Origin of the sequence: Hymenobacter sp. B1770 (assembly GCF_049896385.1) — a bacterium.
Taxonomy (GTDB): Bacteria; Bacteroidota; Bacteroidia; order Cytophagales; family Hymenobacteraceae; genus Hymenobacter.
This window is the reverse complement of record NZ_JAFCUF010000002.1, coordinates 96,722-122,908: the sequence shown is the minus strand read 5'-3', so window position 1 is coordinate 122,908 and position 26,187 is coordinate 96,722. Positions and strand designations below refer to the sequence as shown.

Below are 26,187 nucleotides of genomic sequence, written 5' to 3'. Positions count from 1 at the left end.
GCAAAACAGGGACTGCTGCGTAGCATATTCCAGCTGCTAAGTGGGGCTTCGGAGATGTCGCCCCTTTCAAAGATTGGTGTGGCCTGGGGTCGGGTTGTTACTCTAAGGCTCCATGGTTGTGGTGGTAAACTACCTGCACAATAATGAAAACAGCCGAGCCGACCGCTTAGCAACCATCACATAAAGAGCATAATAAATTTTTCCCAAAACCAGCTTTTCTCGGCCTGCATCAGGCGATTCAGCAGCCGGTCCGACACATGGGCCAGCTGCTGGATGTCGGTCATGACTGAGTGGAAGGCGCGGTACTCGGCGTCGGCGGGGTCGCCGGGCAGGCTGGCCAGCGTGTCGAGCGAGCGTTTCATGTGGTCGAGCTCGCGGCGCTTACGGGCCCGAATGATGCAGCGCGTGACTTGCAGCATGTCCTTTTCGGCCACGAAATACTCGCGACGCTCTCCGGGGCGCAACTCTTTGTAAATCAAGCCCCACTCTACCAGCTCGCGCACGGTCATGCTGGCGTTGCCGCGCGAAATCTTAAGCTGCTCCATGATGTCCTCGGTGCTCAGTGCGTCCGGGCTCACCAGCAGCAGGGCGTGTACTTGGGCCAGGGTTTTGCTAACGCCCCAACCGGCGCCGGATACGCCCCAGGTATGAATAAACTGTGCTTTGGCCTCGGCCAGGGTGAGCGCGGGTGGGTTTGGGGTAGGGTTCATTGGTGGTAAATAGGCTAAGCAGGCAGCAGGTCGTTCAGGGCCTGCTCGCAGGTGGGAAAGCGAAAGGCGAATCCCAAGTCCAGCAGCCGCTGCGGGTACACCTTGCGGCTTTTGAGAATAAGTTCGGTTTCGGTGCGAAGCACAAAAGCGCCCACTTCCAGCAGCCATTTGGGCTGCGGCAGGCGCAGCAGTGGGCGCAGCTTCCGAGCCAGCAGGCCGTTGAAGTCCCGATTGGGCAGTGGGTGGGGCGCGCAGAGGTTGAATGCCCCGGATTCTGCCGTTTGCGTGGCCAGAAACTCCACGGCGCGGCAAAAGTCTTGGACGTGCAGCCAGCTTACCCATTGCGCCCCGGTGCCTTGCGGGGTGCACAAGCCCACCTTAGCCAGCTTCGCCATCACCGGCAAAGCGCCCCCATCGCGCCCCAACACAATGGAGGTGCGTAAGGCCACCTTCCGGGTAGCTACCGCGTCACAGGCGGCAAAAGCTTGCTCCCAAGCCGTGGCAACCGCTACCGAAAACCCAGTGCCAATGATGCCCGCGGCTTCGGTGTTGGCAGGCTTCTCGCCTTCGGTGTCGGCATAAATGGTGGCGGTAGAGGAATTGAGCCACACTTTGGGCGGTTGGGCGCAGGCGGCGACGGCCTCCCCCAGCACGCGGGTGCTGTCGACGCGGCTGGCGATGATGTCGCGCTTGTTGGTGTCGTTGTAACGGCAGTCAACAGTACGGCCGGCCATGTTCACGAGCAGAGCGGCACCTTCTAGCTCGGCAGCCCAGGGGCCCAGCGTGCGCGCGTCCCACTGCAAGCAGTCAGGTCCGGGCTTTACACCTCGGCTTAAGAGAACTACCCGGTACCCCAAGCGACTGAAGTGCTGGCGCAGGTGATTCCCTAGAAAACCGTTGCCGCCTGCGATAACCATTTTGGGCTTTTCCATACGCTCTTGCCTTATTCGGGTGGCAGCAGCCCGGCTAGTTCCGGCGCGTTCCCGTTGGACGGGTCAAATGTATCACAAGTTTCAATAATTTCTGAAACTTGTGATACATTTACTTTAAGGCCTGTTATTAAGTTGTATAAAAGGCATTGCGAACCCGTCGCAATAGTTGCGCTGCAAGCGAGTGAAAGCCCCAGGCCCGGCTCCCCGACTCGCAGGCGTAGAGAATGCGAATGCCATGAGTGGCTTCGAGCTGCGTGAGCGCCGTGCGGATGCGGGTTTGCATAAAGAAAGGTGAAAAGGGCAGCGTTTCTGGCTTTGGTGGCCCGAAAGTACCAGGCCCAGCTAACACGTGTACCTAGCTAAGCACAATACCATATGGTGGCATCAACGAAATACCATATGGCAGCATCAACGAATGTCAAGTACCTTGAGCCCGTTAACAACGGTCCTTCGGCAGCTAGCTCTAATTCCCTATGCCCCTCCTCACTCCTTTGCGCACCCTCCCTTCACTGTTGCTCCCGGCCGGCGTGCTGGCCCTGTGCCTGGCCGGATGCCAGTCCAACACCACTTCCGAAACAACCTCTACTGCAGCCACCACAGCTGCTTCAGACACTCCGGGGGCGCTCACAGACACGACCAACACAATTAAAGCCACTGAGTTAGGCGCCTACCTCCAGGCAGTATCGTCGGATGAGATGCAGGGCCGCAAGCCGTTTACGGTGGGCGAAGAGCGCATCACCAACTACCTGGCGGCGCAGTTCAAGCAGTTGGGCCTGCAGCCAGCGCCTAACGGAAGCTACTTTCAGTCGGTGCCGATGGTGGAAATCAGCGTCACGCCCGCTTCGACTATGCAGATTACCGGCAAGGGCCAGAAGCTGACCTTGCAGTACAAAACCGATTACGTGGTGTTTACGCAGCGCGAGCAGCCCACCGTGGCCGTCACCAACTCGCCGCTGGTGTTTGCCGGCCACGGTGTGGTAGCACCCGAATACGGCTGGAACGACTACGCTGGCCTCGACGTGAAGGGCAAAACCGTGGTGGTGCTGGTGAACGACCCCGGCAATGCGGGTCAGGACTCTACCCTCTTCAAGGGCAAGGCCATGACCTACTACGGCCGCTGGACCTACAAATACGAAGAAGCCGCCCGCCAGGGCGCCGCCGGCATCCTCATCGTGCACGACACCAAGCCCGCCGCCTATCCCTGGAGCGTGGTGCTGAGCGGCGCCGTGGGCCCCAAGCTGCGCCCCCAAACGCCCGACCGCGGCGCCAGCAAGTGCGCCGTAGAAGGCTGGCTGACGCTCGACGCTGCCAAACGCCTCTTCACCGCCGCCGGCCAGAACTACGAGGCTCTCTACACTGCCGCCAACCAGCGCGGCTTCCGGCCCCGGGCTTTGGGGCTGAGCATGAGCACCAGCCTCCAAAACAAGCTCCGGCGCCAAACCTCCAAAAACGTGCTGGCCGTGCTGCCCGGCACCACCCGTGCTGGTGAATACATCATCTATTCGGCCCACTGGGACCATTTCGGCGTGGGCAAAGCCATAGCCGGCGACTCCATCTACAACGGCGCCGTGGACGACGGTACCGGCTTGGCCGCCCTGCTCAGCATCGCCAAAGCCTTCCAGACGGCCAAGGAAAAGCCCGCCCGCAGCATCGTGTTCCTGGCCGTAACGGGCGAAGAGCAGGGCCTGCTGGGCTCTGCCTACTACGCCCAGCACCCGCCGTTTCCGTTGGCCAAAACCGTGGCTGACCTCAACATGGACATGCTCTGGCCCTACGGCCGCATGAAGGACCTCACCGTCATCGGTTACGGGCAGTCGGAGCTAGAGGACTACGCCCGCGCGGCAGCCAAGGAGCAGGACCGGTACGTCCTCCCCGACCAAACGCCTGAAACCGGCATGTTTTACCGCTCCGACCACTTCAATTTCGCCCACGTAGGCGTGCCCTCACTCTATGCCAGCGGCGGCTTCGAACACCGCACCCAGGGCAAGGAATACATCGCTGAAAAGCGCCAGAACTACACCACCAACATGTACCACAAACCCGCCGACCAGATGGACCCCAGCTGGGACCTCACCGGCGTGGCCGAAGATGCACAGCTCTACTTCCGCGTCGGCCAGCGCCTAGCCAGCGAAACCACGTTTCCGAAGTGGCGCGAAGGCTCAGAGTTTAAGAGCGCGAGGGATAAGACGGTAGGAAGTAAGCCAAACCCATGAAACATGCGAGCTATAGTTGCCTAGCTTAATTAGTGACGCTAAACTATCATTACTCAATTTACATAAGACTGTCATGCAGCGTTTAGTTAGCAATGCTGTTATGAATACCTTGCTAACATTATCTATCTGATGTAAAAAATATTTTCAGTATTTTTCATTGCTCCAATTTATTTTAGTCAATTTATTATCTACAATAATAATACAAGCTACTTCTTTCTCTTTCCCAACTCCATAAAAATCAAGGTTCATCAAAACTAGATTAGGTGAGTAATTAATTGTAATTGGGTTATGGGTGTAAAACGCATTGTTAAATAAGGGGTCAACTAAAGAAATAACATCTTTTTGTATTGTGGCCAAGAAGGTTTGGTCCTGCCAGTAAATCATATAATACTGATGGTCCTTTAACTTAAAAGTCGAAAACATTTGCAAGTCATAAAAACTAAAAACAGATTTAATATGGCTTGCACCGGTCGAATCTGGCGCCTGTTCTCCATATGAAAAGTTTCTATCCTGTGGCTTCTGTTTCCCTTTCCAGAGTCTGAGTTTAGTTGGGTCTGCAATCATCTGCAGGCCCGCACTACCCATCATGTGCCCTAATGAGGAAAGCACAAAGTACTTACCATCCAGCTTGAAAACAGAGTTTGGGCAGGTTGCCCCGGTCATGTAGTAGTCGCGTCGCAGCTTATCATAGAAATAAACCTCGCCCCCAAACTCCCCATTACACGTCATAAACGACATGTACTGCTCATCCTCAAACAACTTAGGTTGCTTGTTGAACGGAATTTCGGCGGTATAAGGAACCCAATTATTAGTAGAAGTGAAGGCATAATATTTACCTTTAGACAAACCAACTAATTGGTCGCCTATTATCCAGTGATATTGAAACTTCTGTGAATTAAGCTGACGCTCAAGGCTCTTATTCCTAGCATGATTATTAATATTATAGCAGGCAAAATAACCTGGTTCAAACAAAGTGACTAGGTCACTTTGAAGGATAACCGAGTTTGACAAGGGAAATGGCTTGTCTGAATATGGATTGCGTAGCACCATCTCAGACTTGATTAACCCTAACGCCTTTTTGCCAGCCACTATTTTATAGCTCATCCTTATACTTCCACTATCTCCCTTATATAGAAGTGGCAATGGCAATGGCAATGGCGCTATTTTAAAAAGGATTTGCAGCTGTTGCTGCCGCTCCTGTTGATGCTTAATAAATGTGCTAAACTCTGGCGGAGCAACGTATTTTTCCGTCTCATGATTGATTTGACTGCACTGCTGTAAGCCAAAGCAGAGTACGAGAATTGCAAAAGCTCCTTTTCTGAAATCCATCATAGTCCAACAATCAAGAGTAAGAGGCGCGCATTATACAGCCGAAATAATTACAACCTCGGGTCCACGGCCTCGCTTTCCAACGCGAGGACGCCGAAGACGCACTGATGCACCCGGCGCAGGTGCTGGCCGGCCACGAAGCGTTCTAGGCCCTCCACTCCTAGCGCGAACTCGCGCAGGGCGAGCTTGCGCTTGGCTTTCACGTTGCGCTGGCGGAGGCGGTCGAGGTTGCCGGGCAGCAGGTAATCGGGGCCATAGATGATGCGCAGATACTCGCGGCCCCGGCACTTGAGGGCGGGTTGGAGCAGGCCGCTTTTGCCCTGGGGCACGAAATCGTAGGGCTTAACCACCATGCCTTCGCCCCCGGCGGCGGTGAGGTCGGTCCACCACTGGATGGCGGCTTCAACTTCGGCGGGGTCGTGGAGGGGAACGACGCGGTAGGGCGTGGCGCGGAGCAGGCCCGGGTCGGCCAGGGCGAGGGTGCGCAGGGTTTCCATGTGCCAGGCGTGGTCGCGGTCGAAGTAGGTGCGGCCTTCGGTGGCGAGCAGGTGGAAGGGCGCCAGCTTGAGGTCGTAGAGGGAGTGCACGGGCCAGCAGTAGCGGCGGTAGGCGTCGGCGTAGTGGGCGGCGGCTTGGCGGCGGGCCGTGGTGCGGGCCAGCAGGGCTTCGGCGCCGTCGAGGTTGCGGGCGGCGGCTTCGGTGAGGGCGGCTTCGACCTGGGGCAGAGCGGAGTTGGCGGCAGCCACGGCGGCGTACTGGTTTTTCACCAGCTCCTGGGCCTTGGCCGACCACGGCAGCAGCTCGGCATCGAGGCAGACCCAGTCGGTGTCGAATTTCTCCCAGAAAACGGCCGCACTCAGTGCGTCGCGCAGGCGGGCGAGGAAGGAGGCTTCGAGGGCAGCGTCGGTGAAGAAGTTGCGGCCGGTGCGGGTGTAGCACTTGCCGATGCCCTCGCTCACGAGGCCGAGGCGGCGCTGAATGGCGGCTTCATCGCGGCCCAAAACCACTACCACGCGGCTGCCCATGTGCTTTTCCTCGCACACCACGCGCTCCACGCCGAGGCGCTTGTAGTAGTCGAGGGCTTCGGCGGGGTGTTCGAGCAGGTCGGGCAGGGCTGAGGTTTCAGTGGGCGACATGGTGGGCGGCAGGTACAGCAGCCACTTGGGGTTCAGGGCGAAGCGCGACATCACCTCCAGGGCGGCCACGGCGTTGTCTTCGCAGATGGTGACGCCGCGCATCAGCCGGGTTTCGATGAACTGCTTGCCGGTGACGTCGCGGATGTCGAGCAGGTCGTCGTGCTGGTGCTGGGCGGTGAGTAGCGCGGACTCTGTAGTCCGCGTTTCCGCGCCGTTATCATCGTTCGGGTTTCCCTCGGGGACGCGGACTACAGTGTCCGCGCTACTCGCGCTACTGCGGCGGTAGCTGAGCGGGCGCACAGGCTCGCAGTAGACCTGCGCGGCGGGCACTGCCACCAGTTCACGCTCGGGGTAGCGCAGGGCGGTGAGGCGGCCGCCGAACACGCAGCCGGTGTCGATATCGATGGTGTTGTTGAGCCATTCGGCATCGGGCACGGGCGTGTGGCCGAAGGCAACCATGGCGCGGCCCCGGTACTCGCGGGCCCATTCGTAGCGCACGGGCAGGCCGAATTCGTCAATCTCGCCGGTGCTTTCGCCAAACAGCGCGAAGGCCCGCACGGCGCCCGAGCCGCGGCCCTGCATCTCCTCGATGAGGCCGGCGTGGGCCACCACCAGCTTGCCGCCGTCGAGCACGTAGTGGCTCACCAATCCGTCGAGAAACCGCCGCACCTCACTTCTAAACGCTTCGGGCTCGGGTTCGAGTTGGGCCAGGGTTTCGGCCAGGCCGTGGTTCACGGTTACTTTCTTGCCATTGAGGTGGCGCAGGAGCTTGATGTCGTGGTTGCCGGGCACGCAGAGGGCGCTGCCGTCGCGCACCATGCTCATCACTAAGCGCAGCACTTGCGGAGAGGCGGGGCCGCGGTCAACCAGGTCGCCGAGGAAAACAGCCTTGCGGCGGGCCCCATCTGCCGATTGTAGAGACGCGACACTTCGCGTCTTCTCGTCCGCACCGTCCGAACCTTCCATTCCCGCATCGTCCAACGCCGAGACGCGAAGTGTCGCGTCTCTACCCACGAGCGGCGCGATTACCCGAACGCCCAAATCACGCACAACCTCAATCGGCTCCTCAAAAATCTCATACCCCAGTTTCTCCAGCAGCGCGCGCAGCTCCTCGTAGCAGCCGTGCACGTCGCCGATGATGTCGAAGGGGCCGGTTTCCTCCTTGCGGTTGTTGTAGAGCCGGTCGCGGACGATGCCCTGGATGGCGTCGACTTCCTCCACCCCGCGCAGCACGTGAATGTGCCGAAAGCCCTCCTGCTTGAGGTTGCGCAGGCTTTTGCGCAGCAGCTGGCGGTGGCGGGCCACCACGTGCGGGCCCATGCCGCGCCGCTCGGGGCGCAAGGCGTTGCGCTCGTAGGCCACGGCATCGGGCACGTCGAGCACTATGGCTACGGGCAGCACGTGGTACTGCCGGGCCAGGGCCACCAGGGGCTTGCGGGCTTCCTCCTGCACGTTGGTGGCATCGACCACTGTGAGCAGCCCGCGCTTCAGGCGCTTGGCCACCATATAATGCAGCAGCTCAAACGCGTCCTGGCTGGCCGATTGGTCGTTTTCATCGTCGGCAACCAAGCCCCGGCAGATGTCCGAAGACACTATCTCCGTGGGCTTAAACAAGCGCCGCGCAAAGGTTGACTTTCCTGCACCCGAACTGCCCAAGAGGACAACAAGGCATAGTTCGGGGACCTTAAGGTTATTTTTGGCCATTTGATTGAAAAGAAGCTATTTCAAGTAGCGCTTAACACGAGCATTTATGCAAGGACTTACTGTTAAGTGGAAGAACTACAAAGGCAAGCGTTAGGAGCAGTGAGGTAGGCAGATAAGGTCAAACGCAGGAAACTAGAACAATGATTTTTCAGCCAACCCGAAATAGGTTTGCGTATTGAAAAAAAGTTTATCTGTTGAATTACCTCTGCTTCAAAAGCTGCTTCCCGTGCCTGATATCGCCCCTACTGCCGGCCCCGCCGGACCAACCCTGAATGATTTTGCCAGCTTCTATCTCTATGGCCTTACCAACAATCCCTACCAGCAATCAACTGATTTCGAAAATTTTGGCGAACTATACAAACTCGTAATTGGCCCTCACGGCGGGTTTAGCATCGCCAGCTCCTTTCACCCCTATCAACTCATCAACCCGGCGGGGGTGTCGGTGTGGTACACGGCATTTGCGCAGTTCTATTCCCAACCCAACCGCATCGAGATGTTTGGGGAAATGACGTTGGAGAAAACCCCGTTTGCGGTGGTGCCACCGGCTTCCTTCGCCGAATACAACGTGTGGTCCGACTCGCGCCTGACCGCCTCCGAGAATCCGGTTTTCAGCCGATACATTCCCTTCGTTCTGCCATTTTTGGTGCGCAAAGACCCCGAAGCACTACGTTGGGACGCCGAAATTGCCGCCGCTGCCGGCGACCGGGAGCGCCTTAGCTGGTACTTGGATGCCGTGAAAGACGCCCTCCGATTTGTGCAGCCTGCCCCCGCCCTCCTGCTAGGCTTCGGTGAATTCGATGAGCAGCACCCCGAGCAGCTGATTGAGAAGTTCATGAGCTACCGGGAGTTGTTGAAGTAGAATGCATTTGACGCGGTTTAGCAGTTAAGGCGTCAGTTATTGTCTGTCATGCTGAGCGAAGCGGAGCATATTATCAGGTTCGCACGACTCGTTCTGGCATGATTAAGATGCTTCGCTCTGCTCAGCATGGCAGACACTTTCAACATATCAGACAATAACTGATGCGCCGGCGCCTAAGCTCATCCACAGAATTAAGGCTAGGTTAAATCAGCCATCAGCAGCGTTACACTCCCATCACAATACTGTGACTACGTCTTAACTGGCCAATAATACGGCAATAATGTGCCCTCAGGACTTTTGTACTACGGTTTTTACCTCACCAAAATCCTTCATGGCACACCATACTACCCCAACCCGCCTGCTGTTCGGCAGCCTGGCCCTCTCGGCCGCCCTCACCGGCTGCAACGACAAAGACAACGACAGCCCCGCCACTCCGGCTTCCAGCGTGGAGTTGAAGGCGCATTCGGTCACACCCTCGCTGGTGAAAACCATGCCCGGCTTCGAGTCCTTGGAAATACTGCCGCTCATTGGGTCGGAAGACGTGCTGAGCGAGTCGCCGGCCTTCCGCTTCGGCGCCCAGCCCGATGGCGCGGGCCTGCTGAAAAACCCCACCGGCGAAGGCTTCATTCTGATTAATAACCACGAAATCCAGCAGTCGGTGTCGCGGGTGTACCTCGACAAAACCTTCAAGCCCGTGAAAGGCGAGTACCTGGTCGACTACAACGGCGGCCTGACCCGCCTGTGCTCGGCCACCCTGGCCACCCCCGAGGAGCACGGCTTTCCCGCCCCGGTGTTTCTGACGGCCGGCGAAAGCGGCGCCGAGAGCATGGTGCACGCCATCGACCCCATTGGCGCGGCCAATAAATCGAGCACCGCCCGCCGCAAGCCCGCCCTGGGCAAGGCCAGCATGGAAAACGCCGTGCCGCTGCCCAAAGGCACTTATCCCGGCAAAACTGTCATCATTATCGGCGAAGACGACACCAACGGCCAGGTGCTGGCCTACATCTCGGACACGCCCGGCGACCTCGACAACGGCAAGCTCTACATGCTGCGCCGCACCAACGGCAACCCCGTGGAAACCGACATGACCGCCGGCACCGACTACGACGTGGAGTTTGTGGAAGTGCCTAATGCCAAAACCCTCACCGGCGCCCAAATTGCCGCCCAGTCCGTGAGCCTCAACGCCCTGCAGCTGGCCCGCGTCGAGGACGTAGACTACCGCAAAGGCAGCCCCGCCCGGGGCCGCGAAATTTACTTCACCGCCACCGGCGTGAGTCAGAACGACAAAGTGACGCCCGTGACGGGCAAAACCATGTGGGGCCGCATCTACCGCCTGCACCTGAACGATGGCGACCCGCTCAAGGGCAAGCTGAGCGTGGTGGTGGACGGCGCCACCGACCCCGGCAACTACATCGTGAACCCCGACAACATCTGCGTGACGGACAACTACGTCTACATTCAGGAAGACGGCGACTCGTATTACCTGGCCACCAAGCACGACGGCCGCATCTGGCAGCACAGCATTGCCGCTCCCACCGCCCGGGCCTTGCCCATGATGGAAATGAACCACCGCCGCAACGAAGCCAGCTTCAATGCCAAGTACAATTCGGTAAACAGCAACAAACTCAGCTCTTGGGAATACGGGGCCATGATTGACATCAGCGACATCGTGAACACCCCCAACACCTTCCTGGTCAACATTCACCCCCACACCTGGCAAGACGCCAGCTTCCGCGACCCCGATGGCTCGGGCAACGCTCTCAACACCAGCCGCGAAGGCGGCCAGGTGGTCATTGTGCGCGGCGTCGCCAAGTAACTTATAGGGAATACATACCGCAGCCTTCTACTCTACTCGGGTAGGAGGCTGACTGGTTTTTAACGCTCTGATCTTAATGCTCTCATTTTATACCACGGGATGCCACTTGGCCCTAGCCGCCCTCAGTAGCCTGCTAATACTCGCGGGCTGCAGCACCTCCCCCAGTCGCCCGGCCGCCGCTGACGCTACCGAAACGCACCGGCCAGCGCAGGTAAAAGCCTTGGTAAGCGCCAACCTGGCCCGCCTGACCACCCTGGTCGACCGCGAGCTGCTTCCGCTTGCCACCCGGCCTACCACTTCCATTGATTCCCTGCGCAATGCCTTTGTGCGCTGCCGTCTGGCCTACAAGCGAGTAGAAGCCTTCAGCGAATACTTCCTGCCCAGCTCCAGCCGCCTGGTAAATGGCGCCCCGGTTCCGGAAATCGAAGTAGAGGAAACCCGCCAGTTCGAAGCCGGCGGCCTGCAAGTAATCGAAACCCTGCTCTACCCCGCCCCCGACGTCGCCGGCCGCCGCGAGCTGCGCGAAGCCGTAAGCCAACTGCGCCGCCAGCTCCGCGGCCTCACCGATACTTGGGACGTGCAGGAATTCACCGATTCGCACGTGTTCGATGCGCTGCGGCAGGAAACGTTTCGCATTGTGGCCTTGGGCATCAGCGGGTTCGATACTCCCGCGGTAGGCACTGCCTTGCCCGAGGCGGCCGCTGCCCTGGTGGCCATGCAGGGCCCGCTACGCCTCTACGCGCCCGCTAATGCAGCTCACCGGCCGGCCCATGAGCTGCTGTGCCAGCAACTCGACGCGGCCGTGGCCTATCTACGCCAGCCAGCCGATTTTGAACGTTTCGACCGCTACGAATTCATCACGTGCCACGCTAACCCGCTGGGCCGTGCCCTGCTGGCCTACCAGCGCCAAGTGGGCATTGCGCCCTTTACGGAGCTGCGCAGCTTCCGCGGCGACGCCGCCACCCTGTTCGATTCGGCCGCTTTCAACCCCGATTTCTATACTGGAAACGCCCAATGGTTCACCAATTCAGCTAAAGTAGCATTGGGGCGCAAGCTGTTTTTTGACCCCAATTTATCGGGCACCGGCACCCGTTCATGTGCCAGCTGCCACCAGCCCAGCCGTGCCTTCACCGATGGCTTGGCCGTGAACGCCACCTTGAGTGGAAGCGCGGCCCACCGCAACACCCCCACCCTCTACAACGCAGCCCTGCAGGCCGGGCAGTTCTACGACCTACGCGCCAGCACCCTTGAAAACCAAAGCCTCGACGTGATTGGCAACCGCGACGAGATGCACGGCTCGCTGCCCGCCGCCGCCGTGCGCTTTCGCAAGGAGCCTGCCTACGTGGCCATGTTTCGCCAAGCCTTTCCGCAGGCCGAAAGCGAAATGGAAGCCGTTCACATTCAGAATGCACTGGCTGCCTACGAGCGCAATCTTGTCCGCATGAACTCGCACTTTGACCAAGCCATGCGCGACAACACGGCGGCCCTTTCATCCAGCGAAATAGCTGGCTTCAACCTATTCGTGGGCAAAGGCCGCTGCGCCACCTGCCATTTCCTGCCGCTGCTAAACGGCACCGTGCCCCCCAATTTCACCGATTCCGAAGCCGAAGTTCTGGGCGTGCCCACCACCCCCGCCGCCCACCGCCTCGACTCTGACCTGGGCCGCTACGCCCACACTAAGCTGCCGTCGCTGCGCAACGCGTTCAAAACTCCCACCCTGCGCAACATCGCGCTCACGGCCCCCTACATGCACAACGGCGCCTATCAAACCCTGGAGCAAGTGGTCGACTTCTACAACGAAGGTGGTGGCGCAGGGCTCGGCCTATCCGTCCCTACCCAAACCCTGCCCGCTGATAAGCTACATCTAACCCCAACCGAAAAGCGCAACCTCGTCGCCTTCATGCAAGCGCTTACAGACACCACTGGCGTGCAACATGAGCGGCCGCAGTTGCAGTAGCAGCACCGGTTTGCAGCTAAGGTAAATAGCTCTGTAGAGACGCGACACATCGCGTCACGGCGTTCGGGAAATTAGCAAAAATTGTTCAACGTCGGAGACGCGAAGTGTCGCGTCTCTACAGCCCTAGAGGCCTAACCAGCGTTTCGGCCCTAATATTTGCTGGGTGGTGAAGGCTCCGATATGGTCTGGCGAGCTTCGTCCCCCCCTCTCACTACGTGCCCACCCAAGAAGTCCCGGTACCACAGGCCCGAGTCCTTCACTACCCTTTCCTGGGTTTCGTAGTCAACATGAACGAGCCCAAACCGAGGACCGTAGCCTTCGGCCCATTCGAAGTTATCGGTCAAGCTCCAGGAGAAGTAACCGCCTACGTCCACACCCTCGCGCTGGGCTCGCAACACCTGCCCGATGGCCGCCTGCAGATAAGCCCGCCGGGCCAAATCGTGAACGCGTCCAGCAGTTGACACATCTGGGAACGCTGAACCACTTTCAGTTACCACCAATCTTGGTGCATTTGGATAAACTGAAAACTGTTTTAACATATGGTAAAGCGACTCCGGAAATACCTCCCAGCCCATGTCAGTGTGGGGCACGCCACGCAGCTTTGCGGGCACCAGCGTAGCCCACTGCAAAGGCAGCCACGGCGAGAATCGAACTACTTCGCGGGTGTAATTCTGTACGCCCCAATAGTCGAAATCGAACTTCATGCGCTGGTCATCGCCCGGCTTTATATATCGCTCCAGAAGCCAGCGCAACGCAGGCAGCTCGGCCACTGGGTAGCCCAGGCCAAGAGCGGGCTCCACAAAAAACCGGTTAAGCAACGCGTCGGCGCGGCGGGTGGCGGCTTCATCATTCCCGTTGCCTGGCCGGTGTGGCGTAAGGTAAGAACAGGAAAACGTGGTGCCGATACTAGCCGAGTCCGGTAGTATTGCCCGCAGGGCTCGGCCTCCCTCGGCCTGGGCCAGCGTGGCGTGATGAGCAGCCGACAGGAAGGCTCCCAGGTGCCGCCGGCCGGGGGCGTGCACGCCCAGTAGGTGGCCGGCCCCCACAAACACCATCGGCTCGTTGAGCACCGCCCAGTGCTGCACCCGGTCGCCGAGGCGGCGGGCCATTATTTGGGCGTACTCCGAAAACCAGCCCACAATGTTGCGGCTGGTCCAGCCGCCACGGGCCTGCAGGGCGCTGGGTAAATCCCAGTGGTAGAGCGTCAGCCAGGGGCTCAAGTCGCGCTCCAGGCAGGCATCTACCAGGCGGTCGTAGAAATCGAGCCCGCGGCGGTTTACGGCGCCAACGCCCTCGGGCAGCACCCTCGACCAGGCTGCCGAGAACCGAAAGTCGGTCAGTCCCATGCCTTGAGCGAGGTCCAGGTCGGTTTCGTAGCGGTTATAAAAGTCGGCGGCTACGCGCCCATGCTCGTTCCGTCGGACGGTGCCCTTGCGGCGCGTGAAATCATCCCATATGCTGGGCCCCTTGCCTTGGTGCTGCCATGCGCCCTCAGTTTGATAAGCGGCCGCTGCTGCCCCCCAGTGGAATTCGGCCCCAAAATCGGCACGCGAAAAAGGCAATGGTGCCGAAGCCGGGTAAAAGGCCGTGGGCAGCGGGTCGGTAAGCTGAGGCGGTAGTTTAATCATGCGCGCGGCGCGTAAATAGCTGGTTTTCTAATGTGATAAGATTCTAATTAAACATCGTACGCGGCTCTGGCTGCCATGCTGAGCAGAGCGAATTGAAGGTTGGCGTAGTCAAGCATCTCAGCCGCAACAGTAAATCCAATTATCTGTCATGCTGACGAAGGAAACATCCTCTCACGTCATGACATTCGTTCCACGGGTATAAGATGCTTCCTTCGTCAGCATGACGGTTGCTTATTGGGTCCGAGACTTAACAATACCCTTGCGTTGCAGCTGCTCCCGCAGTAGTTGGTCAATCACGGCATCGGTCTGGTCCTGGTAGTCCACTGTCACAGTGTCGTCGCGGTTCAGCCACTGGTCGACTTTGTCCAGGTTCTTGTCTTTCAAACTCTTGATAACGGGTACGCCCATCTTCTCTAATGCCGCGGCGTTGCACTGTTGCTCGTACTGCTGCTTCATAGGCATCACCAGCAGCTTCTTGCCGAGGTGCAACGCTTCAGCCGGGGTTTCGAAACCTGCGCCGCACAGCACGCCCGCCGAGCGGCTCATGCTATCAAGAAACGCCGGGCCATTCACGGGCCACACCTGCACGTTGCCGTAGGTAGCGGCGTCTTTGCTGTGCTTGCTGAATACCTCCCATTGCACGCGGCGGCTCAAATGCTGCAGCCGCTCCACCAGAATCTCCTCCTCAAATGCCGGCAAGTACACCGTGTAGTGTCCCTCGTTTACGGGGCTCAACTCCCGCACCTGCTGCCGAATAACCGGCGTGAAAATGCCGGGCGCATACGCTTGGAAGTGAAAGCCATACTGCGCCGTGCTGGGCGCATAATGCTTGAGCACCGCACGGCCGGCCGGGTCCTCCTCATCTGGCCGGGGCGCGTCGGGGTGCAGCACGGCACTCTGGTGGCTAAGGGCCACGCAGGGCACTTCGCGCAGCTTACAGGCCCAGCTCGACACCGGCTCAAAATCGCTGATGACCAAGTCGTAGCTCTCCACGGCCAGGTGCCGTATTTCGTTCAGAAACTTGGCCGAGTTGAACTGCCAAAAGGTTTTGACGAAGTTGATGCCGCCCTTTTTGCCAAACAGAAAGCCCATGCCCTGGGCACGGTACTTCACCTCGAAGGGCAGCGGCAGGTCGGCGGGCGGGCCGCTCACCAGAATATCGAGCTGGCTGCAGCGGGCCTGCAGCAGCGGCACCACGTCGAGGGCGCGGGTAAGGTGGCCGTTGCCGGTGCCTTGGATGGCATAAAGTATTCGGGGCATTGATTCGGGGAAACTCATTCTACGTCATTGTGCGCACAATGACCAGCTTATCTAATCTTGAATTCGGCCAGCAGCCCTTCCAGCAAAGCGGCCGGATTGGCATCGGCCAGCTCCTCGGCCGCATCGGCGGCCTCGGCTTCGGGGGTTTGCAGCATGCGCGGGTCGTCGTTGTAGTAATACAGCTGCCAGCCGGCTTCGGGCGTGTACTCCAGGCCGGTCAGGTTCTCAACCCAGTCGCCGGAGTTCAGGTAGATGACCTCCCCTTTCTCCGTGCTCAGGGTTTTGATTTCGGGCTGGTGAATGTGCCCGCAGGCCACGTAGCGGTAGCCTTCATCGGCGGCAATGGTGGCAGCGGTTTCCTCGAAGTTGCTCACGGCGGCCACAGCGGTTTTCACCCGCTCCTTCACCAGCTTGGACAGCGCCACGCGGGGCCGGCCCAGCTTTTCGAGCAGATAATTCACCGACCGATTGATGAGAATAAGCAGGTCGTAGCCGTGCCCGCCCAGCTTGGCCAGCCAGCGCGAGTGCCGCATGGTCACGTCAAACACGTCGCCGTGAAACAGCCAGGTGCGGCCGTGGGGTAGGTCGAGCACCAGCTTGTTGTCGAGCCGAAACTGGCCCAGCCGCAGGCCCGCAAACTTGCGCAGCAGCTCGTCGTGGTTGCCGGTCAGGTAGTGGATTTTGGTACCCTTGGCGGCCAAGCTGGCCAGGTAGCGCACCACTCGCATGTGGGCCGGCGGCCAGTAATTCTTGCTAAACTGCCAGATGTCCACAATGTCGCCGTTGAGCACCAGCACCTGCGGCCGGATGCTCTTGAGGTAGCGCAGCAGCTCCTTGGCGTGGCAGCCGTAGGTGCCCAGGTGCACGTCGCTAATCACGGCCACCTGCACGCGGCGCTTGCGTAATGTTTTCACCTTTGAGGCCCGCTCTGGGCCCATATTATCCGTTTCGGGCAATGCGAAATGATTCTTGCTCATGCCGCGGCCGGATGTGAGAACCGCGTCCCCCGCGAGGGCCCCGCCGACCTACGTGGCCGAATAGCCGGGCCCGGCTGCCGCGCGGCGCCCAGCGCGCCCCCACCCCCAAATGCCGAGCGCAGGCTGACCAGGGTGTGCAGCCCAAACGCGACCCACAGCGCCAGCTGAAACAGTTCGTACAAGAGCCAACGCCCCAGGCGACGCAGCCCCGAAACCAACGCGGGAAAATACATAGCAAGTCGATAGGTGAATGATGGTTTTATCCTGTTACCAAAATTCGGCCGCTGCCGTGTCCTTTTAGTTACGGTGGCATTACCCTTATATAAAGACTCGGGGCCTAAGTATATAATTTCTAAGTTTTCGGGGCTTTTCCGCCTTGGTTCAGGCGGTGCGTGGTTTCTTTGTAGGCTTATTAATTAATAGGCCGACTTACATTCTCATTTACCTCTTTAGTTCAATCCTACCTATGCCCACTTTTCCTCGTCTGGTTCGTAGCCTTTTCACCGTTGGCCTCCTGAGTGTGCTGGCCGGCACTGCCATAGCTCAGCCCACCGGCAAGGCAGCTAAAGGCCGTAGCCGCTACACCTTTGCCCAGAAAGACGCCGTGTCGCCCTACGTGAAGAACGTGACCAAAAACACCGACGAAGACCAAGAGGTCGACGGTTCCTTTACCCGCGTCGGCTACCGTTCCTACACCGACATGCTCACCGAAGTCGAAGCCCTGCGCAAGCTCAAGGACTGGGCCGATACCACCTACCAGCGCCGCGTAGCCGCCATTCCGCCCGGTGGCACCCTGCTGGTTACCATTCACCGCCAAGGCCCCAAAAACGCCGAGCTTTCCAACCTCACCCTCACCGTGACCGCCAAAGACGGCAAGGAAGTATTCGCCCAAACCCTGGAGCACGGCGCCGGCCGCTTCTTTGGCCGTGACCTCTACCAGGCCCAGCGCGCCATCCCCTTCCCCAAAATGGACGCCCAAGAATTGAACGTGAGCATCCGCGACGCCAAGCTTTATCAGACGTTTGACTATATTCTGACGCTACCGGCAACCGTAGCGCAGTAATACAGCTGGCACTTGTCCAAGCGGGGAGATATTCATTTGTGCGAGTATCTCCCCGCTTTTTTGTTGCCACTACTTTTTGGCCATACCAATGACCGATGAACAGTTGGACCTTCTATCGTCAATAAAGCAGTCTGTGGAAGCGCTGAATTCCACAATGGAGCAATTCGAAAACAGAGTTTTCAAGGAATCTGAAATCGCGCTGGCCAAATACACGGCCGAAACCCGACTTGAAGATTTTTTGCCTTTGAAATGGTGGCGCCAGCTCCGTACGCCCCGGGTTCAGCACCCCATGTGGCAAAGGATTGACTTTTTTGGTCGGCTTGAGAAGCAGTTAGCAGCGCCAGACATTGATTGGAGCGAGTTAACGGCTGAACTCAATCTTTGCGCGCTTAACGCCGCAATTCTGGCGGCCAGGTTTAATTCCAGGGAAGTAGCTGCAGAAGCGGAACAAGTCAGAAAGTTGGCAGAGCGAGCCAAAGCTATTAGCAGTTAAGAGCTTGTTATATAGCGCACTACTCTGTTAAATCATTCTACTGCAAGGCCCAGCATCGCCCGAACCAGGAGCGAGTTACGCTGCGCTACACTTGCGCTATTTCAAGGACGGATAAGAACAGAAGGGCTGCCCCGCCCGTAACGTTGAGGTGTGCGGCTTGGGCGGCGTGCCGCTTGGGCACGGGCCGGTAAGCTAGTCAATGAGCCAGCTGCTTGATTGAGCAGGAATGTTTTTCTTTAACCGAAGCCAAACACCATGATGCGATTTGGAGCTATTGCCGCCGCTGCGCTGCTAAGCCTGAGTACCTGCAGCCGGGGTACCAACGATGCCGACAAACAAGAGGCCATCGGCAACGAAACACCGGGTCAGCCAGTGGAAACCCGGGAACAGGACGCCGGCTTCAAGCCGGCCTTCGCCGGCCAGACCCGGGCGCCGGGCGTGAAAACGTCGGCAGCCTACGAGGTGCGGGTGGTGAGCGAAGGCCTGACCAAGCCCTGGTGCATTGCCACCCTGCCCGACGGGCGCTTCTTGGTGACGGAAAAGGCCGGCAACCTGCGCATCGTATCGGCCGGCGGGCAGGTGAGCGAAAAGATTGAAGGCCTGCCGAAAGTGGTGGACAAGGGCCAGGGCGGCCTGCTCGGGCTGGCCCTCGACCCGAATTTTAGCACCAACCTTTTGGTTTACTGGGCCTTTACGGAACTTAGGGGCAAGAACAACCTCCTGGCCTTGGGCAAAGGCCGGCTTTCGGCCGATGAGCGCCGCATTGAGGAAGCACGGGTGATTTACCGCGCCGAACCTGCCTACGATGGCAACAATCACTACGGCGGGCGGGTGATGTTCGACCAGTCGGGCCACCTGTTCCTGACCAGCGGCGACCGGTTTGAGCCGGAACGGCGGGCAAACGCGCAAAACCCCGGCACAGGCGTGGGCACCATTCTTCGCCTCACCAAAGACGGCCAGCCCGCTCCCGGCAATCCGTTTGCCGGGCAAGCCAATGCCCGCCCTGAAGTGTACTCCATTGGCCACCGCAATCCGCAGGGCATCGATATTCACCCCGAAACCGGCGAGGTGTGGCTGTCGGAAATGGGCCCGCGGGGCGGCGATGAGCTCAACCGCCTCGAGCCCGGCAAAAACTACGGCTGGCCGATTATCACCTACGGCATCGAGTACAACAAAGATAAAATTGGCCAGGCCATCACCCAGCGCGAGGGCCTGGAGCAGCCGGTGTACTTCTGGGACCCGGTGCTTTCGCCCAGCGGCATGACCTTTTACCGGGGCAGCGCCATATCCGAGTGGAAAAACAATCTCTTCATCTGCGGCCTCAACAGCCACCACATTGCCCGGCTAGTGCTTGAAAACCGCAAGGTGGTGGGCGAAGAGCGCATTGCTGCCGACCAGCAGCAGCGCTTCCGCGCCATTACCGAGGGCACCGACGGCGCGCTGTATGCCGTCACGGACGAAGGTAGGCTGTACCGCATCGGCAAGGTCACGGGCGGGGCGTAATAAACTCCCAAGCAGCTGCTTACGCTGGCCGTGCTGGGCCATTGGAGGCTTTCACACGAAATGAGCCGGCTCCACTCAAGGGACTGGGCTCGGGCGTGCCCCGCAGCCGCACCCACTGCACCGCCAGCACCGTCTTCGCATCCTGGAGCGGCTCGGTAACCAACGCCTCCCAGCTCAGCTCCACCATTTCAATATTCTCGTTTTCCTCGGCCAGTCCGCCGCCCTCGCCGGATTTGTGACCTACCTCTGCGTAGTAGACGGTGATTAGTTCGGAGCTGGTGCCCGGCGAGGGCCACATTTCCACGATTTTTTCCAGCTTGTCGACCTCGTAGCCCAGTTCCTCCTGAATCTCGCGGCGCACGGCAGTTTCGGGGGCTTCGTCGCCGTCTATCATGCCGGCGGCTATTTCCAGAATTTTCGCTTCGGGGCCGATGCGGAACTGGCGGGTGAGGACGTAAACCTGCCGGGCCGTGTCGTAGACCAGCGCGGCCACGGCCTTGCCGGGCGCAAACTGCTCTCGCTTGAGCTGCTTGTCGCCATCCTGCACGATGAGTTGGTTGACTTTATAGTGACCGTTGAAAACGCGGCTGCGCTCGATGATTTGCATGGTGGGAAGAAGTGTTCTTTTTTTCAAAAGAACGGTTGAATGAATATTAATTGAGTTCTGCAGCTGTTTTCCCTTGCTTACTGCGTCAATAAGCAGATGGTTGGCCCTGGCCCGGACTCAGGCGATACCTGAGATGAATTACTGACTAATAATTTTCCTCGACAAAAAGAGCGTCATGCTGAGCTTGCCGAAGCATCTCGCTCTTTTCGTTTGTCCCGCGTCTGTCATGCTGAGGCACGAAGCATCCTCTCACGCCTTAACGATTCATTCAGGGGGATTATATATTTCCTTCATCAGCTTGACAAATGGCGCGAGCGAGATGCTTCGGCAAGCTCAGCATGACTTCTTTTTGTTTTTCGGATAGACTCTTATTCATTGGCGATGATGCGCAATACATCCGCCAATGGCTCCAAGCTGTTGATTTCTTCGACGTGTGCCAACGGCCGCACCGCGCCGGTCCGATTTAGCCACAGAGGCCGGATGCCCACTGCCAAGGCCCCCAGCACATCGGCATGCCAGTTGTCGCCTACAAGCACTGTTTCCTTGGGCTGAGCTGCCAGTTGCTGCAAGGCCACCTGAAAGATGCGCGGGTCGGGCTTGGCCACGCCGACATCTTCCGATGTGATGAGGGCGTCAACCAAGCCGGTCATCTGCAAAAACTCCACCTTTTCTACCTGCTCGGCCGTGCGGTTGTTGGTCACCACCCCGATGCGGTAATGTGGTTTCAGCGCTTGCAGCAGAGCCAGGGCGCCGGCTACTGGTTGGCGTAGCAGCGGGTAATTGGCTTGGTTGACCCGCACAAATTCTGCGAATTCATCGGCCGTGGCCGCCTGCCAGTACAGCGCCAGCAGCCGTTCATACCGCATGCGGCGAGATTCCTCAAACGTGCAAAGCCCGGCCAGCGCCTGCCGGTGGTATTCTTCGAGCAAGTCGCTGTAAAGCTGGTAGAAACCCTCGAAATCGACTTCCCGATAGAAGTTTAACGGGGCGGCCGTGGCTTGCAGCGCCGCACGGGCCGTGGCCGTATGGTCGAATAAAGTGTCGTCTAAATCAAATAAGATGGTGGTAGGGCGGTTGGCTTGCGGCATTGTGGGATTGAAGGTGACTTATTTTCAGTCAGAAGATGTTTGCGAGCGAATGAACGTCGTTAAGCTGCGGTCCAAGCTAAGGTTTGAGGCATTCCCGAAAGGCCCCGAACCAGCGTACGCGTGCCGGACGCCTACATATGTCGTACCTTTGCAAAACCCAGGGCCGCCGTCGGAGCAGCCCGCCGCCCGGCCGTGCCGGGCAAAGCCCCGCGCCTCGGCTGCCTCCGCAAGTAAGCGCACCTCACTCCAACTTCTCTTCTTTCAGGGAAAATGATGGCCTCCGACGAGCCGTCAGCCCCGCCCACGCCTGGCGCAGTCCGGCGTGGCCATGCCAGCCTATGTTAATACCATAGGTTCACCCCACTTATTGCCCGGACCACTGTCCGCCAGCACCATAACAAAGTACCCCGCACCAAACAACACACATGACGTTTGACGATTTAAATCTGATTGACCCCATCCTCAAAGCCCTCAAAGAGGAAGGATACACCACCCCCACTCCTATCCAGGAGCAAGCCATTCCCCACGTTCTCGAAGGCAAAGACCTCCTCGGCGTGGCCCAAACCGGCACCGGCAAAACGGCGGCCTTCACCGTGCCCATCCTGCAGGTGCTACACCGCACGGCGCAGGTTTCGAACCATGCCCAACGCGCCATTCGCTGCCTCGTGCTCACGCCTACCCGCGAGCTGGCCATCCAAATCAACGAAAGCTTCGGCGCCTACGGCCGCCACCTGAGCCAGATTCGCCACACCGTCATTTTCGGCGGCGTAAGCCAGGGTTCGCAAGTTGCGCAGCTCAAACGCGGCGTGGAAGTGCTCATCGCCACCCCCGGCCGCCTGCTCGACCTCATGAACCAAGGCTTCGTGGACCTGCGCCAAATCGAAGTATTCGTGCTCGACGAAGCCGACCGCATGCTGGACATGGGCTTCATCAACGACATCAAGCGCATCCTACCCAAGCTGCCCGCCAAGCGCCAGACCCTGTTCTTCTCGGCCACCATGCCCGGTCAGATTCAGGAGCTGGCCAGCACCATCCTACGCCCCAACCCAGTGCGTGTGGCCGTAACGCCCGTCAGCAGCACCGCCGACACGGTGACCCAATCGGTGTTTCTGGTTGAAAACAACGACAAGCCCGCCTTGCTCCGTCACATCCTGCAGGACAAAGACATCAAGCGCGTCCTGGTGTTCACCCGCACCAAGCACGGTGCTGATAAAGTGGTGAAGGCGCTGGCCGCAAACCAGATTCCGGCCGAAGCCATCCACGGCAACAAGTCGCAGAACCACCGCCAGCGCGCCCTGTCCAACTTCAAAGCCGGCAGCACCCGCGTGCTGGTGGCCACCGACATCGCTGCCCGCGGCATCGACGTGGACGAGTTGACCCACGTTATTAACTACGAAATCCCAAACGAGCCCGAAACCTACGTGCACCGCATTGGCCGCACCGGCCGGGCCGGCGCGTTCGGTACCGCGTTTTCCTTTGTCGAAGACGAGGAGCGCGCCTACCTGCAGGACATTCAGAAGCTCATCAGTCGTCAGATTGACGTGGAAGCGGAGCATCCGTTTGTGTCGGGCCGCATCAAGCCCGTCATGCTGCACGGCAACGAGCGCATCATCCGGCCCAAGGGCCCGGCTGGTCGTCCGGCCCGCCCGGCTCGCGAAGGCGGTGGCGGCCGCTCCGGCGGTGGCCAAAGCAGCGGCCGCTCGGGTGGCAGCAACAGTAGCAGCCACCGCGCGCCAGCTCCTGCCGGCGCCGGCACTGGCAGCTCGGATACCAATCGTCGCTTTGGCAGCGGCGGCGCCCGTGTGAACACCGGTGGCAGTGGCGCCAGCAGTGCTGGCACCGGCGGCGGTCGTCGCGATGGTGCCCGTCGGCCTTCCCGGCCCGATTCGGGTGGCCCGCGCCGCAGCTCATTCTAAGGAGCTTTTATAGCACAAATCGCAAACGACCCGGAAAACCTTTTCCGGGTCGTTTTGCTTTTTAAGGCAGATTACGTGCTTACCCGCGAATACTTTACCCCATTCTAATCCATGGCCCAGTCCACGCTCCCCGTTATCCAAGCCCTGCGCGACACGGCCCAGCGCCTCGCTACCCAAGCGCCCTACCAGTGGGGCCACATGGGCAGCTGCAACTGCGGCCACCTTGCCCAAACCGTGACGCGCCTTACCAAGGCCGAAATCCACGCCCGCGCCATGCAACGCTACGGCGACTGGGAGCGGCAGCTCATCGACTACTGCCCCACCAGCGGCCTGCCCATCGACCAAACCATCGACGAGATGCTGGCCCTTGGCTTCACCCGAGCCGACCTCTCCCACCTCGAGCGCATCTCCGACCCCACCATCCGGGCCGCCATTCCCTTCGAGCGCCGCGACGCCCTGCGCCACAACCAGCGCGACGACGTAGTGCTCTACCTCCGCACCTGGGCCGACCTGCTGGAACAAGACCTGCTGTCAGGCATCACCCTGCCCAGCTTCAACAACGAGCCCGTGCCTAACCCCGCGTTTGCCGACACCTCTGTTGCCAGGTAGTGTACTAGCGGTTTGCAGAGGCAGATAGTCCGCTGCCAGCATTGGACACCTAGAAGAGTTTTTAACAAGGAAAGCCCCCGCCAAATTTTGGCAGGGGCTTTCTTTTCTAGCAACAAGATGACAACCTCGGTTCAGCGAACCGGTCGGCCATCGTACATCTATTGACGAGTTATGTTGGAGCGCTGCGCCTCGCGGTACCCTTCAGGACGGTGTGCTCGCTTGTAGGCAGCGTCAGCAGACGGGTCCTGCTCAGCGTCGGGGGCCTGGGTGCAAGAGGCGGTGAGGAACATTGCCGCGGCAGCGGCCAACCAGAGATTAGTGCGGAGCAGTTTCATGCTGCGAAGGTAACCTCCCGCCGCCAATTGAACAACCAGTCTGCCTTTACCTAACATAAGGCAGTCGAAGCGGCATGCCCCATAACACCGCCCTGCACCCTATGGCAAGCGGTTCATTCGGGGCATCCGGAGAGGCTATCTGCTCGTTACAATTGACAACAGTGCGATTTTTGCCACAGTCATTCCGGCCTTGAGGACGCACCAATTTTCATCCCCAACAAGTCGTGGCACCAGGGCCAGTTGAGTAAAATCTCACTCCAACTTACCAACATAGTTGTTGCAAAGCCCACCCCTTTACACCTCTCAACATGTTAGCATCGCCAGTAACATGGGGTAAAATAAAATAGAATTTAATCGGATTCTCCCTTGGCTTATCTAGTTAGCACAACAAACTGTGCCAGCTAACTTGATACTCCTTTAGCCACGACAATATTCTTAGCTCGTCATGACCCAAAATGAAGGTTAAAACCACTTATAAACCACCATATCACACCTTAACTCAGCACTTGCGTTAGTCAGACATTTTAGTCTGATTTACAATAGGTTATAACCAATTATTTTATACAAGTTAATTAAGACCCAAACAGCCCACAAGATTAGCATCTATAAAAAGTAAATATTTTAATAATAATATGGAAGCCCTTGCTCCGATAGCAATCTCAATCACGCAGAGCAAGGACTGTGAACCAAGGTGACAAATTGTACTTTATCGAAATATTCCGGCGCAAGCTTACGTATAAGCTATTCGTACCAATTAGGTAAAAGCTGACTCAACCCACTCCTCTCAGCGGGTCAGCCGCTGACGTTCTCATGCTTCGCCGCCAGCTTTAAAGACGCAGACTTTGCCACCGGAACGCTCATTATGGGCCGCTAGGTTTAAATACCTTTATTGATGGAAGGCCAGATTTAGAAGACCATCAACACTACAAACTAGACGGTCTCGCTTTTGGTATGGGGATGAAATTGGGCCGATGCGGTCTAAGCCGAAAAGGGTGCGCTACGTTAGATGGCTACTCGGGCCGGTAGTCTGCGAAAGAGCCATCGCGATAGAAAATCACAATCCGACGGATGGGCTTCTCTGCCCCGGCAATCAAGGCCGCCGCGGCAGAATCGCCACCTGCAGGGGAAGGGGTGGGCGATGTAGACGCCGCTGTGGTTCCCACTGGTGCTACCGCGGCGGCTGGCTGTACCGGGCTGGTAGCCGGAGCTAAGGTCTCTGCAGCAGCTTCTGAAGCAGGTTCGGAAACTGCATCTGCTGCCGCAGGGGCCAGCGACGGGGCTGGCGAGGGGCCTGATTTAAATGATTTTGCAGGAAACCGCTTGAGAACGGGCTGATTTGCAGCAGTTGGCCTCGTGGGAGGACTTATACTATTAGTACTACTAGCCTGGCGGCGGTTACGGGCTGCACTTGGCGGCGTCGAGGGAGCAGCGGGAGCAGCAGGAGCAGCAATTTGCTGATTTGCATTCTCTTGAGGCTGAGAAACAGGCTCTACTACCTCCGGGGCAGTAGGAGCAGCCACTGCGTGTACAGGTGCTTGGGCCACGGTGGCACTTTGTGAAGTACCGGCCAACATGGGACCAGTACCATTCAGCAGCCATGGCATCGACAAATCCGGCATGGCTGCCAAAATGCGCTGTACTACTTCTAAGCTCGGCTTATTACGCCCCGATAGTATATGGCTAACAATAGGTCGGGCGATACCAATGGCATCGGCAAATTGAGTAGGAGTAAGCTGACGGATTTCCAGCAAAGTCCGGATGCGCTCGACCATTTTTCTTTGTTTAATTACAAATGTAGTACACAAATATCCGTTAATGGAAAAAATACTTTTTGAGATATTTACAAAATATTTTTTAAGATATTTACAAATGGTATTGTTATGTAAATTTTTCTATTACATTTGTGCATCACCTTTATAATCTATGATGGACCTGCCTTACGCTCCGTTTATAATTGTAATCAATTTAGTAAGTGTTTTTATCGCATGTGCAGTTATTAGTTTGACATTAAAAAAGAGCCCAGCAACTGCAAAGTTGCCGGGCTCTAATATG

Annotated in this window: 21 protein-coding genes; 9 read left to right on the top strand and 12 right to left on the bottom strand. The window is 58.4% G+C overall.

Translation table 11 applies throughout. The annotated features are described in order from the left end of the window. Positions 1–176 precede the first annotated feature (176 nt). The 3 genes from ACP7AJ_RS04500 to ACP7AJ_RS04490 form a co-directional block, all read right to left on the bottom strand. A complete protein-coding gene (locus tag ACP7AJ_RS04500) occupies positions 177–710 on the bottom strand; it encodes a GbsR/MarR family transcriptional regulator (RefSeq protein WP_426059001.1) in 534 nt (177 codons plus the stop codon). 14 nt (positions 711–724) lie between these two features. Continuing rightward, positions 725–1,642: a TIGR01777 family oxidoreductase gene (locus tag ACP7AJ_RS04495; RefSeq protein ID WP_426059000.1), complete on the bottom strand. Its 918-nt coding sequence runs from the start codon at positions 1,640–1,642 to the stop codon at positions 725–727. A gap of 127 nt (positions 1,643–1,769) precedes the next feature. After that, complete coding sequence (locus ACP7AJ_RS04490) at positions 1,770–1,925, bottom strand: DNA polymerase beta superfamily protein (protein WP_426058999.1); 156 nt, start codon at positions 1,923–1,925, stop codon at positions 1,770–1,772. A 190-nt stretch (positions 1,926–2,115) separates the two neighbouring features. On the opposite strand from ACP7AJ_RS04490, the gene ACP7AJ_RS04485 reads away from it, so the two are divergent. Then, positions 2,116–3,855: a M28 family metallopeptidase gene (locus ACP7AJ_RS04485; protein WP_426058998.1), complete on the top strand. Its 1,740-nt coding sequence runs from the start codon at positions 2,116–2,118 to the stop codon at positions 3,853–3,855. 144 nt (positions 3,856–3,999) lie between these two features. On the opposite strand, the gene ACP7AJ_RS04480 is transcribed toward ACP7AJ_RS04485, so the two are convergent. Both ACP7AJ_RS04480 and ACP7AJ_RS04475 read right to left on the bottom strand, forming a co-directional pair. After that, complete coding sequence (locus tag ACP7AJ_RS04480) at positions 4,000–5,187, bottom strand: hypothetical protein (RefSeq protein ID WP_426058997.1); 1,188 nt, start codon at positions 5,185–5,187, stop codon at positions 4,000–4,002. Positions 5,188–5,234: 47 nt separating this feature from the next. Beyond that, complete coding sequence (locus tag ACP7AJ_RS04475; protein WP_426058996.1) at positions 5,235–8,024, bottom strand: polynucleotide kinase-phosphatase; 2,790 nt, start codon at positions 8,022–8,024, stop codon at positions 5,235–5,237. Between the two features lie 226 nt (positions 8,025–8,250). Here ACP7AJ_RS04475 and ACP7AJ_RS04470 point away from each other — a divergent pair, with 226 nt between their 5' ends. The 3 genes from ACP7AJ_RS04470 to ACP7AJ_RS04460 all read left to right on the top strand — a co-directional run bounded on the left by ACP7AJ_RS04470 (position 8,251) and on the right by ACP7AJ_RS04460 (position 12,656). Further along, positions 8,251–8,883, top strand: a complete 633-nt coding sequence (locus ACP7AJ_RS04470) for a hypothetical protein (RefSeq protein WP_426058995.1) — start codon at positions 8,251–8,253, stop codon at positions 8,881–8,883. 331 nt (positions 8,884–9,214) lie between these two features. Continuing rightward, positions 9,215–10,699 (top strand): alkaline phosphatase PhoX, encoded by a 1,485-nt coding sequence (locus ACP7AJ_RS04465; protein WP_426058994.1) that lies wholly within the window; start codon positions 9,215–9,217, stop codon positions 10,697–10,699. A 76-nt stretch (positions 10,700–10,775) separates the two neighbouring features. Further along, on the top strand, positions 10,776–12,656 hold the full coding sequence (locus ACP7AJ_RS04460) for a cytochrome-c peroxidase (RefSeq protein ID WP_426058993.1): 1,881 nt from the start codon (positions 10,776–10,778) through the stop codon (positions 12,654–12,656). Positions 12,657–12,805: 149 nt separating this feature from the next. On the opposite strand, the gene ACP7AJ_RS04455 is transcribed toward ACP7AJ_RS04460, so the two are convergent. The 4 genes from ACP7AJ_RS04455 to ACP7AJ_RS04440 form a co-directional block, all read right to left on the bottom strand. Next, positions 12,806–14,284, bottom strand: a complete 1,479-nt coding sequence (locus tag ACP7AJ_RS04455; RefSeq protein ID WP_426058992.1) for a GH1 family beta-glucosidase — start codon at positions 14,282–14,284, stop codon at positions 12,806–12,808. A gap of 231 nt (positions 14,285–14,515) precedes the next feature. After that, complete coding sequence (locus ACP7AJ_RS04450; protein ID WP_426058991.1) at positions 14,516–15,544, bottom strand: glycosyltransferase family protein; 1,029 nt, start codon at positions 15,542–15,544, stop codon at positions 14,516–14,518. 47 nt (positions 15,545–15,591) lie between these two features. Beyond that, on the bottom strand, positions 15,592–16,521 hold the full coding sequence (locus tag ACP7AJ_RS04445) for a UDP-2,3-diacylglucosamine diphosphatase (RefSeq protein ID WP_426058990.1): 930 nt from the start codon (positions 16,519–16,521) through the stop codon (positions 15,592–15,594). After that, on the bottom strand, positions 16,518–16,754 hold the full coding sequence (locus tag ACP7AJ_RS04440; protein WP_426058989.1) for a hypothetical protein: 237 nt from the start codon (positions 16,752–16,754) through the stop codon (positions 16,518–16,520). Before ACP7AJ_RS04440 ends, ACP7AJ_RS04445 begins: the two co-directional genes overlap by 4 nt. A gap of 233 nt (positions 16,755–16,987) precedes the next feature. Between ACP7AJ_RS04440 and ACP7AJ_RS04435 the strand changes: the two genes are divergently transcribed. The 3 genes from ACP7AJ_RS04435 (at position 16,988) to ACP7AJ_RS04425 (ending at position 19,580) form a co-directional block, all read left to right on the top strand. Continuing rightward, positions 16,988–17,584, top strand: a complete 597-nt coding sequence (locus ACP7AJ_RS04435; RefSeq protein ID WP_426058988.1) for a hypothetical protein — start codon at positions 16,988–16,990, stop codon at positions 17,582–17,584. Positions 17,585–17,672: 88 nt separating this feature from the next. After that, positions 17,673–18,077, top strand: a complete 405-nt coding sequence (locus tag ACP7AJ_RS04430; protein ID WP_426058987.1) for a hypothetical protein — start codon at positions 17,673–17,675, stop codon at positions 18,075–18,077. A 255-nt stretch (positions 18,078–18,332) separates the two neighbouring features. Continuing rightward, entirely contained in the window at positions 18,333–19,580 is a 1,248-nt protein-coding gene (locus ACP7AJ_RS04425; RefSeq protein WP_426058986.1) for a PQQ-dependent sugar dehydrogenase, read from the top strand. Positions 19,581–19,599: 19 nt separating this feature from the next. On the opposite strand, the gene ACP7AJ_RS04420 is transcribed toward ACP7AJ_RS04425, so the two are convergent. Further along, a complete protein-coding gene (locus ACP7AJ_RS04420) occupies positions 19,600–20,187 on the bottom strand; it encodes an NUDIX domain-containing protein (protein ID WP_426058985.1) in 588 nt (195 codons plus the stop codon). Between the two features lie 368 nt (positions 20,188–20,555). Then, positions 20,556–21,275, bottom strand: coding sequence for an HAD family hydrolase (locus tag ACP7AJ_RS04415; RefSeq protein ID WP_426058984.1), 720 nt, complete (start codon positions 21,273–21,275; stop codon positions 20,556–20,558). Positions 21,276–21,700: 425 nt separating this feature from the next. On the opposite strand from ACP7AJ_RS04415, the gene ACP7AJ_RS04410 reads away from it, so the two are divergent. Both ACP7AJ_RS04410 and ACP7AJ_RS04405 read left to right on the top strand, forming a co-directional pair. Beyond that, a complete protein-coding gene (locus tag ACP7AJ_RS04410) occupies positions 21,701–23,191 on the top strand; it encodes a DEAD/DEAH box helicase (RefSeq protein WP_426058983.1) in 1,491 nt (496 codons plus the stop codon). 111 nt (positions 23,192–23,302) lie between these two features. Then, positions 23,303–23,800, top strand: coding sequence for a hypothetical protein (locus tag ACP7AJ_RS04405; protein ID WP_426058982.1), 498 nt, complete (start codon positions 23,303–23,305; stop codon positions 23,798–23,800). 1,345 nt (positions 23,801–25,145) lie between these two features. Here the strand turns inward: ACP7AJ_RS04405 and ACP7AJ_RS04400 are convergent. Then, a complete protein-coding gene (locus ACP7AJ_RS04400) occupies positions 25,146–25,907 on the bottom strand; it encodes a helix-turn-helix domain-containing protein (protein WP_426058981.1) in 762 nt (253 codons plus the stop codon). Positions 25,908–26,187 lie beyond the last annotated feature (280 nt).

Excerpts from the sequence above, each read along its gene's own strand:
- ACP7AJ_RS04500 (WP_426059001.1), bottom strand. The coding sequence starts at position 710 with ATGAACCCTACCCCAAACCCACCCGCGCTCACCCTGGCCGAGGCCAAA.
- ACP7AJ_RS04495 (WP_426059000.1), bottom strand. The coding sequence starts at position 1,642 with ATGGAAAAGCCCAAAATGGTTATCGCAGGCGGCAACGGTTTTCTAGGG.
- ACP7AJ_RS04490 (WP_426058999.1), bottom strand. The coding sequence starts at position 1,925 with ATGCAAACCCGCATCCGCACGGCGCTCACGCAGCTCGAAGCCACTCAT.
- ACP7AJ_RS04485 (WP_426058998.1), top strand. The coding sequence starts at position 2,116 with ATGCCCCTCCTCACTCCTTTGCGCACCCTCCCTTCACTGTTGCTCCCG.
- ACP7AJ_RS04480 (WP_426058997.1), bottom strand. The coding sequence starts at position 5,187 with ATGATGGATTTCAGAAAAGGAGCTTTTGCAATTCTCGTACTCTGCTTT.
- ACP7AJ_RS04475 (WP_426058996.1), bottom strand. The coding sequence starts at position 8,024 with ATGGCCAAAAATAACCTTAAGGTCCCCGAACTATGCCTTGTTGTCCTC.
- ACP7AJ_RS04465 (WP_426058994.1), top strand. The coding sequence starts at position 9,215 with ATGGCACACCATACTACCCCAACCCGCCTGCTGTTCGGCAGCCTGGCC.
- ACP7AJ_RS04460 (WP_426058993.1), top strand. The coding sequence starts at position 10,776 with ATGCTCTCATTTTATACCACGGGATGCCACTTGGCCCTAGCCGCCCTC.
- ACP7AJ_RS04455 (WP_426058992.1), bottom strand. The coding sequence starts at position 14,284 with ATGATTAAACTACCGCCTCAGCTTACCGACCCGCTGCCCACGGCCTTT.
- ACP7AJ_RS04450 (WP_426058991.1), bottom strand. The coding sequence starts at position 15,544 with ATGCCCCGAATACTTTATGCCATCCAAGGCACCGGCAACGGCCACCTT.
- ACP7AJ_RS04445 (WP_426058990.1), bottom strand. The coding sequence starts at position 16,521 with ATGAGCAAGAATCATTTCGCATTGCCCGAAACGGATAATATGGGCCCA.
- ACP7AJ_RS04440 (WP_426058989.1), bottom strand. The coding sequence starts at position 16,754 with ATGTATTTTCCCGCGTTGGTTTCGGGGCTGCGTCGCCTGGGGCGTTGG.
- ACP7AJ_RS04435 (WP_426058988.1), top strand. The coding sequence starts at position 16,988 with ATGCCCACTTTTCCTCGTCTGGTTCGTAGCCTTTTCACCGTTGGCCTC.
- ACP7AJ_RS04430 (WP_426058987.1), top strand. The coding sequence starts at position 17,673 with ATGACCGATGAACAGTTGGACCTTCTATCGTCAATAAAGCAGTCTGTG.
- ACP7AJ_RS04425 (WP_426058986.1), top strand. The coding sequence starts at position 18,333 with ATGATGCGATTTGGAGCTATTGCCGCCGCTGCGCTGCTAAGCCTGAGT.
- ACP7AJ_RS04420 (WP_426058985.1), bottom strand. The coding sequence starts at position 20,187 with ATGCAAATCATCGAGCGCAGCCGCGTTTTCAACGGTCACTATAAAGTC.
- ACP7AJ_RS04415 (WP_426058984.1), bottom strand. The coding sequence starts at position 21,275 with ATGCCGCAAGCCAACCGCCCTACCACCATCTTATTTGATTTAGACGAC.
- ACP7AJ_RS04410 (WP_426058983.1), top strand. The coding sequence starts at position 21,701 with ATGACGTTTGACGATTTAAATCTGATTGACCCCATCCTCAAAGCCCTC.
- ACP7AJ_RS04405 (WP_426058982.1), top strand. The coding sequence starts at position 23,303 with ATGGCCCAGTCCACGCTCCCCGTTATCCAAGCCCTGCGCGACACGGCC.
- ACP7AJ_RS04400 (WP_426058981.1), bottom strand. The coding sequence starts at position 25,907 with ATGGTCGAGCGCATCCGGACTTTGCTGGAAATCCGTCAGCTTACTCCT.